The sequence below is a fragment of the Streptomyces sp. NBC_00203 genome (assembly GCF_045206325.1).
Taxonomy (GTDB): Bacteria; Actinomycetota; Actinomycetes; order Streptomycetales; family Streptomycetaceae; genus Streptomyces; species Streptomyces lutosisoli.
Window position 1 is genome coordinate 4,841,858 of the sequence record NZ_CP108126.1, and the last position, 16,073, is coordinate 4,857,930.

At 70.5% G+C, this 16,073-nt stretch carries 13 protein-coding genes; 7 read left to right on the forward strand and 6 right to left on the reverse strand.

Features of this window, described 5'->3' with window-relative positions:
• Positions 1-340: 340 nt before the first annotated feature.
• Positions 341-2,311: a HelD family protein gene (locus OG975_RS21645; RefSeq protein WP_406336389.1), complete on the forward strand. Its 1,971-nt coding sequence runs from the start codon at positions 341-343 to the stop codon at positions 2,309-2,311.
• Here the strand turns inward: OG975_RS21645 and OG975_RS21650 are convergent, their stop codons facing one another.
• A complete protein-coding gene (locus OG975_RS21650; RefSeq protein ID WP_406330979.1) occupies positions 2,312-2,677 on the reverse strand; it encodes an ArsR/SmtB family transcription factor in 366 nt (121 codons plus the stop codon).
• 99 nt (positions 2,678-2,776) lie between these two features.
• On the opposite strand from OG975_RS21650, the gene OG975_RS21655 reads away from it, so the two are divergent.
• On the forward strand, positions 2,777-3,955 hold the full coding sequence (locus OG975_RS21655) for an MFS transporter (protein WP_406330980.1): 1,179 nt from the start codon (positions 2,777-2,779) through the stop codon (positions 3,953-3,955).
• Positions 3,956-4,026: 71 nt separating this feature from the next.
• On the opposite strand, the gene OG975_RS21660 is transcribed toward OG975_RS21655, so the two are convergent.
• From OG975_RS21660 to OG975_RS21670, 3 genes are all read right to left on the reverse strand, one after another.
• On the reverse strand, positions 4,027-5,265 hold the full coding sequence (locus OG975_RS21660; RefSeq protein ID WP_406330981.1) for a trypsin-like serine peptidase: 1,239 nt from the start codon (positions 5,263-5,265) through the stop codon (positions 4,027-4,029).
• A gap of 396 nt (positions 5,266-5,661) precedes the next feature.
• A complete protein-coding gene (locus OG975_RS21665) occupies positions 5,662-6,351 on the reverse strand; it encodes a copper homeostasis protein CutC (RefSeq protein ID WP_406330983.1) in 690 nt (229 codons plus the stop codon).
• 176 nt (positions 6,352-6,527) lie between these two features.
• A complete protein-coding gene (locus OG975_RS21670) occupies positions 6,528-7,205 on the reverse strand; it encodes a maleylpyruvate isomerase family mycothiol-dependent enzyme (RefSeq protein WP_406330984.1) in 678 nt (225 codons plus the stop codon).
• 56 nt (positions 7,206-7,261) lie between these two features.
• Between OG975_RS21670 and OG975_RS21675 the strand changes: the two genes are divergently transcribed.
• The 5 genes from OG975_RS21675 (at position 7,262) to OG975_RS21695 (ending at position 15,326) form a co-directional block, all read left to right on the forward strand.
• Positions 7,262-7,906: a hypothetical protein gene (locus OG975_RS21675; RefSeq protein WP_406330985.1), complete on the forward strand. Its 645-nt coding sequence runs from the start codon at positions 7,262-7,264 to the stop codon at positions 7,904-7,906.
• Positions 7,907-8,009: 103 nt separating this feature from the next.
• A complete protein-coding gene (locus OG975_RS21680; RefSeq protein ID WP_406330986.1) occupies positions 8,010-8,381 on the forward strand; it encodes a hypothetical protein in 372 nt (123 codons plus the stop codon).
• A 13-nt stretch (positions 8,382-8,394) separates the two neighbouring features.
• Positions 8,395-12,894, forward strand: coding sequence for a caspase family protein (locus OG975_RS21685; RefSeq protein WP_406330987.1), 4,500 nt, complete (start codon positions 8,395-8,397; stop codon positions 12,892-12,894).
• Between the two features lie 42 nt (positions 12,895-12,936).
• Positions 12,937-14,145: a Cmx/CmrA family chloramphenicol efflux MFS transporter gene (locus OG975_RS21690; RefSeq protein WP_406336391.1), complete on the forward strand. Its 1,209-nt coding sequence runs from the start codon at positions 12,937-12,939 to the stop codon at positions 14,143-14,145.
• Between the two features lie 80 nt (positions 14,146-14,225).
• The gene (locus tag OG975_RS21695) at positions 14,226-15,326 is read left to right on the forward strand and encodes a GNAT family N-acetyltransferase (protein WP_406336393.1); all 1,101 of its coding nucleotides are present in this window, start codon (positions 14,226-14,228) and stop codon (positions 15,324-15,326) included.
• Positions 15,327-15,375: 49 nt separating this feature from the next.
• Here OG975_RS21695 and OG975_RS21700 read toward each other — a convergent pair whose 3' ends face one another.
• Together OG975_RS21700 and OG975_RS21705 are read right to left on the reverse strand one after the other, a co-directional pair.
• Positions 15,376-15,642, reverse strand: coding sequence for a DUF4031 domain-containing protein (locus OG975_RS21700; protein ID WP_406330988.1), 267 nt, complete (start codon positions 15,640-15,642; stop codon positions 15,376-15,378).
• Positions 15,639-16,043, reverse strand: coding sequence for a hypothetical protein (locus OG975_RS21705; protein WP_406330989.1), 405 nt, complete (start codon positions 16,041-16,043; stop codon positions 15,639-15,641). The genes OG975_RS21700 and OG975_RS21705 overlap by 4 nt, the downstream gene beginning before the upstream one ends.
• Positions 16,044-16,073: the final 30 nt, after the last annotated feature.

Sequence of the window (16,073 nt, forward strand, 5' to 3'; positions counted from 1 at the left end):
ACGCCTCACGACGGACCCCGACCCCTAGGGTCCCCGGGGGCACACCCCTGAGACCGGCCCTGGGCGGCCGCGGAAGACCACCGGTCCCGGGCGTCCGTGGAAGACCACCCGGTCCCGGACCGTGGAAAACCATTCGCCCCCACATCCTCCCGTGACCTAGAATCTCCGCTCTTGCCCGCCTCCTGTCACGGAGTGCCGCTGTCCGGCCGGAAACCGGACGGCATCCAGGAATCACCCACGCAGCAGGTCCCCGGAGGCAACCCCCGTGTCCACCCCGTCCGACGATCCCCTCTCCCGCGAGCAAGCCCACCTCGGCCAGTCCCGCGCCGCCCTGCGCGCGATGCGCGAGGACGTCGAGAACCTCGACATCCGCGATGTCACCGCGAACTGGGTGAACGCCGCGGTGCTCCAGCGCCAGATGGACGAGCGCATCAAGGCCCTCGCCGACCTCAGTCACACCCCGCTGTTCTTCGGGAGGCTCGACTACCTGCACCCGCCGGGCGCCGACAAGGCGGAGGGCGCCGAGGGCGAGCGCTTCTACATCGGGCGGCGGCATGTGCACGACGCCGAGGGCGACCCGATGGTCATCGACTGGCGCGCGCCGGTGTCGCAGCCGTTCTACCGGGCCTCGAAGAAGAACCCGATGGACGTCGGGCTGCGCCGCCGTTTCGGATACACGGGCGGCGACCTCACGGCGTACGAGGACGAGCACCTCTCCGACCCCGCCGAGGCCGCGGCCACCAGCAAGCTGCTCCAGCAGGAGATCGAGCGGCCGCGCGTCGGCCCGATGCGCGACATCGTGGCGACCATCCAGCCCGAGCAGGACGAGATCGTACGGTCCGGACTGTCCGGCTCGGTCTGTGTGCAGGGAGGCCCCGGTACCGGAAAGACCGCCGTCGGCCTGCACCGCGTCGCGTATCTGCTGTACGCCCACCGGGAGCGGCTCGCCCGCACCGGCACCCTGGTCATCGGGCCGAACAAGTCCTTCCTGCACTACATCGAGCAAGTCCTCCCGGCTCTGGGCGAGTTGGAGGTCAAGCAGGCGACCGTCGACGACCTCGTCGCCCACGTCGAGGTACGCGGAAGCGACGACGCGACCGCCGCCGTCATCAAGGGCGACGCCCGGATGGCGGAAGTGCTGCGGCGGGCCGTGCGCTCCCATGTGACCCTGCCGGCCGAGACGGTCGTCGTCGTGCGCGGTTCGCGGCGCTGGCGGGTGGCGGCGTACGAACTGGAGGAGATCGTCCGGGAGTTGCTCGACCGCGACATCCGGTACGGCGCCGCCCGCGAGGCCCTTCCGCAGCGGATCGCACACCTCGTGCTGGTGCAGATGGAGCGGTCGGGCGAGGCGCCGGACGACCGGGTGCAGGATGCCGTCGCCCGCAACACCGCCGTGAAGGCCGCGGTCAAGGCGATCTGGCCGCCCGTCGACCCCGCCAAACTCGTCCTGCGGCTGCTCTCCGACGCCGACTTCCTCGCCGTACACGCGGAGGGGCTCCTCGACGAGGACGAGCAGAAGGAAATCCTCTGGCAGAAGCCCGCGCGGAGCGTCAAAGCCGCCAAGTGGTCCCCCGCCGACGCCGTGTTGATCGACGAGGCCACCGACCTCGTGCAGCGCACGCACTCGCTCGGGCATGTGGTGCTCGACGAGGCGCAGGACCTCTCCCCGATGCAGTACCGGGCCGTCGGCCGGCGCTGCACGACCGGTTCGGCGACCGTGCTGGGGGATCTGGCGCAGGGGACGACCCCGTGGGCGACGCGGAGCTGGGACGAGGCGCTGCGCCACCTCGGCAAGGACGAGGCCGTGATCGAGGAGCTGACGGCGGGCTTCCGCGTGCCCACCGACGTCATCACATACGCGTCCCGGCTGCTGCCGCACATCGCGCCCGGGCTGACCCCGGTGGCGTCGGTGCGGGAGAACCCGGGCTTCTTCGAGGTACGGGCGCACACCGGCGCGGCCGACACCGAAGTCATGGGGGCCGTACAGGAGTTGCTGCGCAACGAGGGCTCCACCGGTCTGATCGCCGCCGACGCCCGCATCCCCGTCCTCGCCGAGGCGCTGGCGGCGGCCGGGCTGACGTATCTCGGCCCGGGCGAGGAGACGACGGCCGAGACCCGGCTCACCCTCGTACCGGCCTCGCTCGCCAAGGGTCTGGAGTACGACTACGTGGTCCTGGACGAGCCGCAGGCCGTGGTCGACGGCGAACCGGACGAGCGGACGGGCCTGCGCCGCCTGTACGTGGCCCTGACCCGAGCGGTCTCGGGCCTGATCGTCACGCACGCGGCGCCGCTGCCGCCCCAACTCGCCTGATCAGGCAGGGAAGTCGGGCAGGGATTCGGGAAGCGCCTTCAGCAGCGCGTCCAGGAGGCCGGGGAACCGGGCGTCGAGGTCGTCACGGCGCAGCCGCACGAAGCGGTTGCGGCCGACGGCCCGCGTCGAGGTGAGCCCGGCCTCACGCATGATCCGCATATGGTGCGAGACGGTCGACTTGTGCAGGTGGCCGACGCCGAGCACGTCCGGGGCGCAGCTGAACTGCTCGCCGGTCGCGTACTTCTTCAGCAGCCACAGCCGCACCGGGTCACCGAGCGCGTGCAGCACCTTGACCAGCTCGATGTCGTCCGCGTCGGGCTGCGGCAGCCACTCGCCTTCCTCGTCCTTCACGGACTTCACGGGCACGCCTCTCTCCACCTCTCCCCCCTTACCGTTTGACAATCATCCAACAGTCTTTATTGTTTGACCAACGTCAAACCGTTCACGGACTCTTGGGGGACCCCCGTGCGCCTACGACTGCTCCTGCTCGCCCTCGGCACCTTCGCCGTGGGCACGGATGGCATGGTCATGGCCGGCATCCTGCCGCTCATCGCCCGCGATCTGAACGTCTCCATCACGGTCGCCGGACAACTGGTGACCGTCTTCGCCCTCTCGTACGCGGTGCTCGCGCCCGTGCTCGCCACGGCAACCGCCCGCTGGCCCCGCCACCGCGCCCTGCTCACCGCACTCGCCGTCTTCAGCGTCGCCAACGCCCTTACGGCACTGGCTCCCTCGTACGGCGTCCTGCTCGCCACCCGGGTACTGGCCGCCGTCGGCGCCGCGCTCTACACGCCGACGGCCAACGCCGTCGCCACCTCGCTCGTACCGCCCGAGCGGCGCGGGCGGGCCATCGCCGTGGTGATGGGCGGGCTGACCGCCGCCACCGCTCTCGGGGTTCCGCTGGGCACCTGGATCGGCCGCACCGACTGGCGGCTGACGATGTGGCTGGTGACGGCGCTCGGGCTGGCCGCGTTCACCGGGCTCGCACTGATGCTGCGCGAACTGCCGCAACCCGTCGGCGGGTTGAGCCTGCGCGAGCGGCTGACGCCGCTCGCCAACCCCCGCGTCCTGGGTGCGGCCCTCACGACGTTCCTGGTCTTCCTGGCCTTCCAGACGACCTACATCTACTACACGGTGGCCACCTACCCCGCGACCGGCGGCGATCAGGACCGGCTGACGCTGCTGCTCCTGGTCTCCGGATTCGCGTCCGTGGGGGGCGGCCAGCTCGGCGGGCGGCTGGTCGACCGGTGGGGGTCGCGACCAGTGATCCTCGCCTCGGGTGCGGCGTACCTGGCGCTCGCCACCGCCTTCCCCTGGACGCTCCAGTCCCTGCCGACCGCGCTGGCGTCCTCCGCGCTCACCCCACTCGTCGGCTGGTCCATCGCCGTCGCCCTCACCGCCCGCCTCGCCTCACTCGACCCGGCGAACGCTCCCCTGCTCATCTCCCTCAACAGCAGCGCGCTGTACTTGGGCATCGCGGCGGCCGGCGGCACCGGAAGCCTCGCGATCTCGATGTTCGGAGACCGCTGGTTTCTGCTGGCGGGAGCGGGGCTGGCGGCGCTGGCGGTGGCCGTGGCGGCGTTCACGACACGGGAAGCGCGCCCGGCCCGGACCCCGGCGAAACCCGCCCCGGTCCGGGCCTGAGACAGGGGTGGCCGCGGCGCCCATGAGCACCGCGGCCACCTCACCTCAACTCCCCTGTCGTACGGGGGTTGTTACTTGAACTTCTTCCACATGGCCTGGTAGACCGCCTTGGCGTCCGTGCCGAGGCGCGGCCCGGTCAGCGCACCGTTGCCGCCCAACGAGGTGTTGGACACGAGGTAGTTGCGGCCCTTGTGCGACATGTACCAGGGGCCGCCCGAGGCGCCGCCGGTCATGGTGCAGCCGACCTGGTACTCGGCCGGGTACTTGCTCGGGTAGCTGGTGCCGAGCACGTAGCGCTTGGTGGCGCCGCGGCAGTCGTACATCTTCGAGCCCTCGTAGGGCGAAGCGGCGGGGTAGCCGCGGACCTTCATGTTCTTGACCTTGTTCGCCGCCGGGGCGTTGAACCACACCGGCAGGGCCGCACCGACCTGCTGCTGAAGCGACTTGTGGCCCTTGGGCTGCTTGACGTGCAGCACGGCGTAGTCGTACGTGGAGGCCCAGGTGCCGCTGTGGCCCGAGCCGCCCTTGATCCAGTTGTTGGACGTGATGGCCCAGTCGGCCCAGTAGCTGCCGTACGGCGAGACGCTGCGGGAGTTGGCGTTCTGGACCGCCTGCTGGATGTTCAGGTTGGCCTTGTTGTTGAAGGACGGGTAGAAGGCGATGTTGCGGTACCAGCCCGCGCCCTTGCCGCCGTGCACGCAGTGGCCCGCGGTCCACACCATGTTGGACTTGCCCGGGTGCGCGGGGTCGGAGACCACCGCGGCGGAGCACACGTACTCGCCCTCGGGGGTGCTGAAGAACAGCTTGCCCACGGCCGCCGCGTAGTGGTGGTACGTGGACTTCACCCGCGTGGCCTTGTACTTCTTGACGTGGCCGTCGGGCTCGTAGGCGTAGACCGCGCCGCCCGAACCGGAGCTCATGTTGGTCGACTTGGCGACGGTCGGCATGTCACCGGTGATCTCCTTGGCCGCGGCGATGCGCTCCGGCGTCCAGAAGTCCTCGATGTACGGGTTGGCGAAGTCCTCAGCCTTGGATGCCCAGTTGCTGTAGTCCTTCCACCCCCCGTTCTTCCACTTGTCCAGGTCGGCGCCGCTGAGGTCGGTGGGGATACCGGCGGGCAGCTTGTAGCCCCCGATGGAGACGCCGCTGTCGTCCCCGCCGGTGTCGACGTTCTTGTCCGCCTGCGCGGACGACGAGGGCGCCGCGTCGGCCGAGTCGTCCTTCTTGCTGTCACAGGCCGTGGTGGTGACCATGATGGCCGCGATCACCGCTGCGGCGGCCGCGAGCGAGCGGCTGCGTATGGATGGCATGGAGCGTTGTCCCCCTGTTGCTGTGCACGTGCGCATTTGTCATGCCCCGGCTCACCGAGGCTTCCCTAATATGCACGCACGGGGGCGGCCCGTGATCGCCACGAGACCCTCAACACACAACAACTACCGGGCAGATACGGTTCCGTGACCTCGTTCGTCCGGCTGCGGGCCGGTGGGGGCTGGTCGCGCCCACGCGGCGGAGCCGCATATCGACACAGCCCCGCGCCCCTTAAAAGAACCCGGGGCGGGCCGGCAGCTGTTTAGGGGCGCGGGGAACTGCGCGACAAGCCCCCACCGTCCCGCACCCAACACACAACCGAACGGGGTCGAAGGGGCAGAGCCCCTGGGGGATGGGACGGGTAGGGGCGGCGGGGGCGAAAAACACCCCGGTGCCCCCTACGCGTCCAACGCCACCCGCCACTCCCGTACCGCATCCACCGAGACCGGCCCGGCCCAGCCGCGGGGGCGCGCGGCGCCGCCGATGTGGAAGGCGTCGACCCCCGCGGCGCGCAACGGCGCCACATGGTCGAGGCGAAGGCCCCCGCCGACCATGATCCGCGGCTCGTAGCCGGGCTCACCGCTACGCCCGGCCTCGGCGACAAGCGTGGAGAGGCCGTCGTCCACCCCCTCGGGGGAGCCGGCCGTGAGGTAAGCGTCGAGGCCCGGCAGGTCGGCGAGCTGCTTGCGCAGGGCGTCACGGTCGGCGGCACGGTCGATCGCACGGTGGAAGGTCCAGCGGCAGCCGTCCAGCTCGGCAACGATCCGCTCCACGGCGGCGAGGTCGGCGCCGCCGTGCTCGTCGAGAAACCCGAGCACGAACTCGTCCGCCCCGGCGGCGCGCATCTGCCTGGCGACGCGTACCAGCGCGTCGACGTCCCCCGCGGCGAAGCCGTCCGCCAGGCGGAGCATCACGCGCAGCGAGATGTCGACGGCGGCGCGGATCCCGACGAAGTTCTCGACCGGCGGAGTGAGTCCGTCGGCGGCCATGTCGGTGACCAGCTCCAGCCGGTCCGCACCTCCGGCCTGGGCGGCGACCGCGTCCTCCACGCCGAGGGCGATCACCTCCAGGACTGCGCGCTTGCTCATAGGACCTCTTCCCCTTGGGCGGCTACAGGTCTAGTCCAATCCAAGAGTACGCCGAGATGCCACTCCCCCGCGAGAAGATCGCCGCGAGGTGTCCGGGCCCGCGGGGAATCCGGCCCGCGGGGAATCCGGTCACCTCCGAAGAAGTCACCCTTCGAAGACGTCACGCCCCGAAGACGTCACCCACCGAAGATGTTGAGCTCCCCCTCCTCCGCCCCAGCCAGCTCGTACCGTGCCCCCTCCAGCGGACGCCCCGAGTACAGCCGTACGAGGGTGGCGGCGTCGCCGATGTAGCGCGCGGGCGTCCGCGCCCCGGACACCTCGCCCAGCCGCAGCGGCTCGTCCACATCGTCCAGGTCGGCGTGGAGCGGCAGGTGCCCCTTCTCCCGGGTGATCCGCGCGAGAAGGGTGAGCGCGTGCGGCAGCCCGTCGCCCACGTACGCCCCCGGCTCCCCGAAGACCTCCCGTACGTCACCGGCGTGCACCCACTCGCCCAGCGCGACCGGGTCAAGCACACCCCCCGCCTTGGCGATCACCGGTCCGGCTTCCGTCATCCCGCGCTCCAGCTCGTCGATGACCTCACCCATCGACCAGCCGCCGCGCTCGGCGATGTCCCGGTCGTTGCACTCCGGGCTGAACACGCCCTTCTCGAACCGGCGGTCCACCACCCGGATCAGCGCGGCCGAACAGTGCGCGAGCACGTCCCGCACGGTCCACCCCGGACACGCGGTGGTGGCCAGCGCGAAGTCCTCGTCCGGCCTGGCCCGCAGCAGCGGTATCAGCGCGTCACGCTCGATGGTGAGAAGCCGTCCGGGCAGCTCGGGGTCGCGTACGTCGTGTACGTCAGCAGGAGTCATGGACTTCACGCTAGGGGCTCCGGGGCAGCGCGCGGGAGAAGCGGGAGAATAGGCGCATGGTCGATCTCGATGCCCTGCGCACCCGCTGGACCCGTGCCCTGGAAGAAGCCCGGGCGTCCGGCGGCGGCCCGGACCCGGTCCCCTACGCCGACAACCTCCTCACCCGCTGGCAGGAGGCGCAGCGCCACTACCACACCGTCACGCACCTCAAGGCGGTCCTCGACCACATCGACGTACTGGAGAAGCACGCGGACGACCCGGACCTGGTGCGGCTGGCCGCCTGGTTCCACGACGCCGTGTACTTGCCCGACCGCTCCGAGAACGAGGAGCGATCCGCCCGCCTCGCCGAGCGCGCGCTCCCCGAGGCCGGGGTGTCCGAGGAGAGGACCGAGGAGGTCGCCCGCCTGGTCCGCCTCACCGTCACCCACGACCCGTCCGACGGCGACCGCAACGGCCAGGTCCTGTCCGATGCCGACCTGGCGATCCTGGCCTCGTCCCCGAACGCGTACGCCGCCTACACCGCCGCCGTCCGCCAGGAGTACGCCTTCGTCCCGAACGACGCCTTCCGCGAGGGCCGCGCCGCGATCCTGCGCCAACTCCTCGACCTGCCCCGCCTGTTCCACACGCCGTACGGGGCGGCGGAGTGGGAGGCGACCGCGCGGTACAACATCGGCGCCGAACTGGAGCTGCTCACAAGCTGACGGTTCACCGGTCCCCCCGCGCATCCGACTGACCGTTTACCTGCTCAACTGCCCTTCCGAACCCTAAGGTTGGTCCAGCCACCGCGCGGGGGAAGGACCGGGGATGAACCAGGGAACGGACCAGGGAACGGACCAGTCGAACGAACTCTCGGAGCAGACTCTGCCGTTCTGGGTCAGCGTCACGGAAGACGGTGACGACGGGACGGGCGGGTCGGACTCGATGGGGCTGTTCGGCCGCGACAGCGAAGCCGTCCTGCGCTCGGTTCCGCTGGGCCCCCTGCGCAAGAACCTCGCGGCGACCGTCGACGCCCTCCAACAGCTCTTCGCCGACGCCGCGGCCCGCGGCGGCACCCTCCCGCTCGCCGAGGCCCAGCTCTCCTTCCAGGTCACCGCGAGCGGCGGCATCCAGCTCATCGGGACCGGCCAGGTACAGGGCACCCGCGGGCTGACGCTCGTGTTCAAGCGGCCTTCCTGAGAGCGGTGCCACGTTGGCTCGTTACAAGGCTCTGCTCATCGGGGTCGCCCAGTACGAAGCCCCGGGAATCAGCCCGCTGCCCTTCGTCCACGACGACCTGGACCGGATGGCGACCGCTCTGTCGGCGCGGGGTTTCCACCAGGTGCACCTGGCCCAGGCTCCATGGTTCACACCCAACGTGATCAATGGCGAGGTGACGGGTTTCCTGGCCTCGGCCGAACCCGGTGACCGGCTGCTCGTCGTCATGAGCGGCCACGGCGTGCACTCCGAGGGCAGGGACTACCTGGTTCCCGAGGACATCCGCCCGGCGCTGTCCCCTTTCACCGCCGGATGCGTCGAGATCGACTGGCGTGACGAACTGGAAAGCACCCGCGCCAGCCAAGTGGTCTTCCTGATCGACGCCTGCCGCGAAGGCATCCGCAACGACACGATGAACACGTCGGCCTGGTCGAACCGCAAGATCGCCGCCGCGCTGCGGCGCAAGGCCGCCTACGTCTACGCCTGCTCACAGGCGGAGGTGGCCCGCTACGTCCGCGACACGGACACCGTCCGGGACGGCCATGACGTGGGCACGAAGCCGGCGGACACCTTCAGCCTCTTCTCCCGGACGGTCACCGACCTGCTGGCCGGCCCGGTGAGCACCCTGCGCGAGTTCAAGCCGGCCGCCCAGGAGCGCATCGACGCCCTGCACAAGGCGTACGGGAAACCCGGCGCACCGCAGCACGTCCGCGTGCTCACCGAGGACGACCACGACGACTTCACGGTCTTCCCTCCGGCCGAAACGACCATGGGCCTGAGCGGTGCCGAGCGGACCTGGGCCGAGACGGTCATGGCCCATCCGGCCTGGAAGCTCACCTCCCCGGCCCGGGCCGCGAGCGTCGACACGCTCAAAGAGGTCTGCGGTCTGCTCGCGGGACGGTACGGCCGTGCCTGCGCCGCCGCCGAACCCAAGATCGCCGACGACCCCTGGTACGACAGGGAGCTGGCCGACCGCACCACGGAGCGGGTCGGCTTCCTGCTGCTCCGCCTCGCCGAGGAGACCGAGCTCTCCCCGACCGAGGCCGCGCTGCTGGCCGTACTGCCCTTCGCGGCCCAGGCCCACTGGGCGCAACAGGCGGCCCGTCGGGAACTGCCGGACACCGAACTGAACGACTTCCTCAAGTCGTTCCCCCGTCTGGGCCGCCGACTGCGCACCCTGGAGCAGAAGCCCTCACAGGCCCTCTCCGACATCCGCTGGTGGGGTTTCCACCGCTGGCTGGTCCGGCAGCCGGAAGCGTTCACCCCCGGGTTCCTCACCTGCGACTCCCTGGAGATCCCGGCCGCGGCACCCGCCTGGGTCCGCTCGGAGCTGTCCGCCACCCGGCTGCTGCCCTACCTCAAGGAACAGCGGATCGCCCCCTCAGCCATCCCCGGCAGCACCCGCAGCACCGCACTCCGGGAGGAACGCGAGGTCGCGCCCAGCACCTCGCACGAACACACGGTCCGGGAGCGGCTGGTCTCCGCCCTGCTCAAAGCCGCACACGCACTCGCCATCGACCCGGCCGACCTCCCCGAGGTCCTCGTCGAGCACCTCGGCATCTCCGACAGTGTCTCGATGGAGGACCTGCGGGCCACGCTGCGCCAGTCGCACTGGGTGCCCGCGGGTGCCGGCCGGTCCCTCAACGCGCTGTGCGGACACCCCGCCATCGAGCTGGCTCTCAAGCGGCACGGCGAGACGGTGGACGTACTCCTGCGCGACATCAACAAGGAGGCGGCGAAGCGGGGCAGCTCGCTGGCTCCCCTCGCGTCCCTCCCCGCCTACGCCGACGGCCAGCAGGTACGCCCGAGCGGCGCGGCCCCCGCCGAGCTCTCCAGCGGCATCCGCTTCCGCCTCGCGGACGACCGCGTCCAGGAACTCCTGATGGGCGAACAGCTCTACGGCGACCGGGCATTGGCGATCCGCGAGCTGTACCAGAACGCCTTGGACGCGCTCCGCTACCGCACGGCCCGCACGGAGTACCTCCGTCGGACCGGTGTCCAAGTCCCGGACTGGACCGGCGAGATCGTCTTCAGCGAGGGGACGGACGAACGCGGCCTGCCCTACCTGGAATGCGCCGACAACGGCATCGGCATGGGCGTCACAGAACTGAGCCGCGCCTTCGCCCAGGGCGGCTCCCGCTTCGTGGACCTGCCCGAATACCTGGAGGAGGGCGCCCAATGGGCCTCCCTCGACCCGCCGGTCGAACTGGTACCGGTGAGCCGCTTCGGCCTCGGCGTGCTCAGCTACTTCATGATCGCCGATGAGCTGTCGGTACTGACCTGCCGCCTGGACCGCGAGGGACGCCCCGGCCGCCTGCTGAAGGTGACGATCGCGGGGCCCGGGAATCTGTTCCGGGTCGAGGATCTGGGGGCTGGGCAGGAGGCGGGGACCAAGGTGCGGTTGTACGGGGCTCCGGAGCGGCGGATTCCGTCCAGTGGTGGGGAGTTGGGGAAGCATCTTTGGGTTTCGCCCTATGAGGTGCGGGCGCCGAAGGGGAAGGGGGTGCGGAGGTGGGAGGCGAAAAAGCTGGTGGTCGAGGCGACGAGCCGTAGCAAGATGTCGTGGTCGGCCTCTGCCCCCGATTTCGGCGCAGGCCCCTCGTTGACGAGGTCCACGCCGTACGTATGGTCCGAGGAATTGGGCCAACACGGACTCCATGCAGCATCGGGGGGACCGGCGAGGCCTGGGTCCGCGGTGGCCTGTCGGCAGGACGGCCTGTGGTGGACGGACTACAATGGGGCCGTTCTGGTGGACGGGATCGCCAACAACACCACTCTGTTCGGACGAGTGGTCGATCTCCAGGGTGCGGAGCAAGCCACCCTGTCCGTCGACCGCAAGAAGCTCAGCCGGTACGACACTCAATGGGTGCGCGACCAGTGCCTTGCGGCTGTCGACGACTTGATCGACGCACCCGGACTGCTGTCTCCCGCATGGCTCGACAGTCTGCTCGGGGAGGACCCCGAGCTGGCTGAGGCAATCGCCATCCGCGCAGCGGAGAGGGAGGCCTCCTGGAGGAGCTACGACTGGACACTCGATGTGAGCAGGACCGGTTTCTTTCCACCGGATCTGCTGTTCCTGCCCACCGTCACCGGTTCTTTCCCATGGCCCAGGGGCAGCCATGACACCGTCGCGGCGCTCATGATTCTCTGTGTGCCGGAACCTGTCCTCCGTTGGCGACTACGGGCCCTCCACCCCGATCTGCCGGCAGACAACCTGCCGGTCGCAAGACCGTCGGATCTGACATTGCTCTCCCTTGGAGACCCGCGGAACTGGGCAGATGCTCTCCAAACGATCACCAGTTCGTACGCCGAAGCACACAGACCCGACGGCACCTCGCGCGATCGCCCGTACCCACAGCGAGACGATGAACCGCCCGAGCTGGTGCAGCTGGCGCGTCTCCCGCAATGGCGCCCCGACCGACTCACCCTGTCGTGCCCGGATTTGCTCGCCACAGCCGCGCGCTTGTGGCGCGCCCCTGGCCAGGTCGCCAGTCGGCTGCACGAAATGGGCTACGCGATCGCGGACTTGGGCTCATTGACAGCAGCCTCTGTCGACGATCTGGCCCTCTTGGTTCCGGACAGAGATCTGCGTGCCCCCCTTCACCATGACCGCTGGCAGCCTTCCCCCGAAGAGTTCCTCCTCCCTGGCGCGTGCGTCCCGCTCGCTCATCTCTACGCACAAGATCACCCACTGGAGGCAGCTCGGCGCCTGGAGGAGCTGGGGTACACACTCCCCTCGCGCGCCTTCGATCACCTCGGTGGCCGGAGCGGGGCCAGTCAAGCGGACCAGGACATCGCCCGGGCCCTGCTGCGTTATCCCGGTGCCCTGCCGACCTCGGCGGCAGAGGCCAACTGGATCAGCCGTGGCCAACTCCTCTTCACGGCGGCACTCACGCGATCCCAGCCCGAGGCCGTGGCGAAGAGAGTGACCGAGCTCGGCTTCATCGTGCCCGACCTCACAGAACTCCCCGAGCTGACAGAGCTTCACCGGAGTCTGGCCAAAGTGGGCATACGGACCCGCCGGACCCCCGAGGGCGCGGTCTCCTTGGTGTCGATCGGCTTTCACGTCGCGTACGAAAGCCAAGAGGCGCTCCAAACAGCGCTCGCCGACTTCAGTATCCAAGTCGGAGATTCCGCCGACGCCGACGCGACCTGGATGAGCCCTAGCGAGCTACTCCCCCTCGTCATGCCCACCTACCTACGCGTGGCCGCCACCCTCACCAACAAGTCCGTCGAAACCCTCAAAGATTGGTACCGGGCCAGCGGCTACACCCGAGACTTCCCCGAAGACCCCGCCCACGACCAGCTCCTCATCCGCGCCTTCCAAGCCCCCGACTCCCTCGACCCCCACCCCGGTCAGGGCCGCCAAGCCACCCTCGCCGAAATCGCCTCCGCCGCCCTCATGCTGCGGCGCCCCTTCCGCGAGGTGGCCGCCAAGGCCACCGAGCTCGGCTTCCACCACGAAGCCGAAAACTGGTTCGACGCCGACCACTGAACGCCGTACGAAGGGGACATGGCCCCAACTCCCCGCCCCCGCATGCCCCTGGCCGTCTACATCCTCGCCCTCTCCGTCTTCGCCCTGGGCACCAGCGAGTTCATGCTCTCCGGGCTACTGCCCCCCATCGCGGAGGACATGGACGTCACCATCCCCCAAGCCGGCCTGCTGATCTCGGCGTTCGCGATCGGCATGGTCGTAGGCGCGCCCCTCCTCGCGGTGGCGACGCTCAGACTCCCCCGCCGCACCACCCTCGTCGCCCTCATCACCGTCTTCGGGCTCGGCCAGGTAGCAGGCGCCCTCGCCCCGACCTACGGCGTCCTGTTCGCGTCGCGTGTCATCAGTGCTCTCGCCTGCGCGGGGTTCTGGGCGATCGGCGCGGCGGTGGCCGTCGCGATGGTGCCGGGGAACGCGCGGGCGCGGGCGCTGGCCGTGATGATCGGGGGGCTGTCGATCGCGAATGTGCTGGGGGTGCCCGCCGGGGCCTTCCTCGGCGAGGGGCTCGGCTGGCGGTCGGCGTTCTGGGCCGTCGCCGCCGCCTCGGCGATCGCGCTCCTCGGGGTGGTCACGCTCATCCCCCGCATCCCTCTCCCCGCCCAGAAGCCGCAGCTCAGGCGCGAGGTGCGTATCTTCCGTGACCGGGAGGTCTGGCTGTCCATCGGCGTCATCATGCTCGGCGCCGCCGGTGTGTTCTGCGCGTTCAGTTATCTCGCGCCGCTGCTCACGGATGTCGCCGGGCTCGACGACGGGTGGGTGCCCGCCGTGCTCGCGCTGTTCGGGGTCGGCGCGCTCATCGGGACCACGATCGGCGGGCGGTTCGCCGACGCGCATCTCTTCGGCGTGCTGATCAGCGGTATGGCGGCCGACACCGTCATCCTCGTCGGGCTCGCCCTCTTCGGGCAGTACGCGATCGCCGCCGTGGTGCTCTCCTTCCTCCTCGGGATCGCCTGCTTCTACACCGCCCCCGCGCTGAACGCCCGGATGTTCAACGTCGCCGCGGCCGCCCCCACCCTGGCCGGGGCCACGACCACGGCCGCCTTCAACCTGGGCAACACCTGCGGGCCCTGGGTCGGCGGCACGGTCATCGACGCCGGGTACGGCTACACCTCCACCGCGTGGGCGGGCGCGGCCATGACCACCCTCGCCATCGGCGTGGCCGTCGTCGCACTGCGGCTGCATCGCCGTACCCGGAACTCGCGCGTCGTGACCAGGGCGGGCGGCGCGAACAAATCGGTACGTACGCAAGCGTGATCCGACCTATCCTCGCCCGCATGGGAGACATGGGCGGGGACATGGGCCGGGACGTGGGCGGGGACAGGGCAGCGGACCAGATGGTGGACCGGGTGACGGAAGCCGTCGCGGGGAGCGTGGCGGTGTTGCGCGCCGCGGTCGCGGCCGGGACCGACTGGGACAGCGTCAAGGCGGGGCGCCTGGAGTGGAGTTGCCGGCAGACCGCCGAGCACACCGCCGGCGCTCTCATCGCGTACGCGGGGCAGTTGGCCGGACGGGCCACGAAGGCGTACGTCCCCTTCGAGATCGTGATGGAGGACGACACCGACAGCGCGGGCGTCGTCGACGTGCTCGAGACGACCGGCGCCCTGCTCACCGCCACCATCCGTACGACACCCCGCGAGGTGCGCGCCTTCCACCCGTACCCGTTCCGCAGCGCGAACCGCGAGGGCTTCGCCGCGATGGGCGTCGCTGAGGTCCTGCTGCACACGTATGACATCGCCGAGGGACTCCAGCTCGCCTATGAACCCCCGGCCGCGCTCTGCGAATGGGTCCTCACCCGGATCTTCCCGAGCGTCCGGCCCGAGCCCGACGCCCCCTGGCGCACCCTCCTGTGGGCCACCGGTCGCGGCGAACTGCCCGGCCGCGACCCGGTCACCGAGTGGCGCTGGTCCAACAACCTGGTGATCGAGTCCGAGCGGCTCACGCTCCAGGGGGTCACCCCGGCGGCCGCCGCCGATCTGAGCGCGGGCGGCACCGGCGGCTTCGAGTGGATCGAGGGCGGCCCGTTCGAGGGCACGCGGGATGCCGCCGGGATGGTCGTGAAGGCGTACGAGGGCGGGGTGCACCGGCCGGAGTGGGGCATGTTCGTGCTCGTACGGCGGGAGGACGGCCGCGCGGTCGGCGGGATGGGCTTCCACGGCGTCCCCGACGAGGAGGCCCGCGCCGAGGTCGGCTACGACCTCGCGGAGAACGCCCGCGGCCACGGCTACGCCACCGAGGCCCTGCGCACCCTCGCCGCCTGGGCCCTGGCCCGCGACGACGTCAAGCTTCTCTTCGCGGCCATCGACCGGGCCAACACCCCGTCCCAGGGCGTCATTTCGCGCGCCGGGTTCAAGCGGGTGAGCGAGGACGTGGAACAGTACGCGTACGAGCTGCACGGCATGGACCGGTCCCTGCGGCTGTACGCCCGGGAAGGCTGAGGCCCGCCCCCCGATCGCCGGTCAGCTTCCGCTACTTCTGCTACTTCCGCTACTTCCCCGGATGTTTCCGCCGGCGCAGCCCCGCCCCGTACAGCAGCCGCACCACCTCGCGGCTGCTGACCCGTACCGCGCCCGCGCGCACGGCGTCCTCGTAGCGGTGCGACGGGATGTCGTAGTGGTCGCGTTCGAAGGCGCGTGGCGGGGCGCCCAACTCGGCCGCGAACGTGTGCAGTTCGTCGTACGAGACATCGCTGATCAGGTGGGACCACAGGCGGCCGTGCCCGGGCCAGGTGGGCGGGTCGATGTAGACGGTCACGAGGACGGGGCCCCGCCGGCCGCGGAGCCCAGGGAGCCCACCGACGCGACCTTCACGCCGGCCTTGTGGCACACCCAGTGCGGGTCGGGGCCCAACTCGGGCTCGACGTCGAGGGCGTGCGGGTCCCCGGAGCCGCAGACGGGGCACAGCGGCCACCGCCCATGGCGCTCCAGCAGGGCGTCCTGGACGTCCTGGGCGACGAGCCCGGCGACGTAGTCCCCGCCCTCCGGCCACTGCTCGACCCACCAGCGGCGCTGCACCACCGACTCCTCGACCAGGGAGACGACGTCCGCCTCGGCGACCTGGCCGGCGACCAGATCGGCGAGCACGAGGGCACGCGCCGCGTGCAGCGACTGCTCCATGGGGCTGACGGGGTTGCCGGGGTCGCCGGTGGGGTCCATGTCCCCATTGTGCGCACCCTTGACCGTATG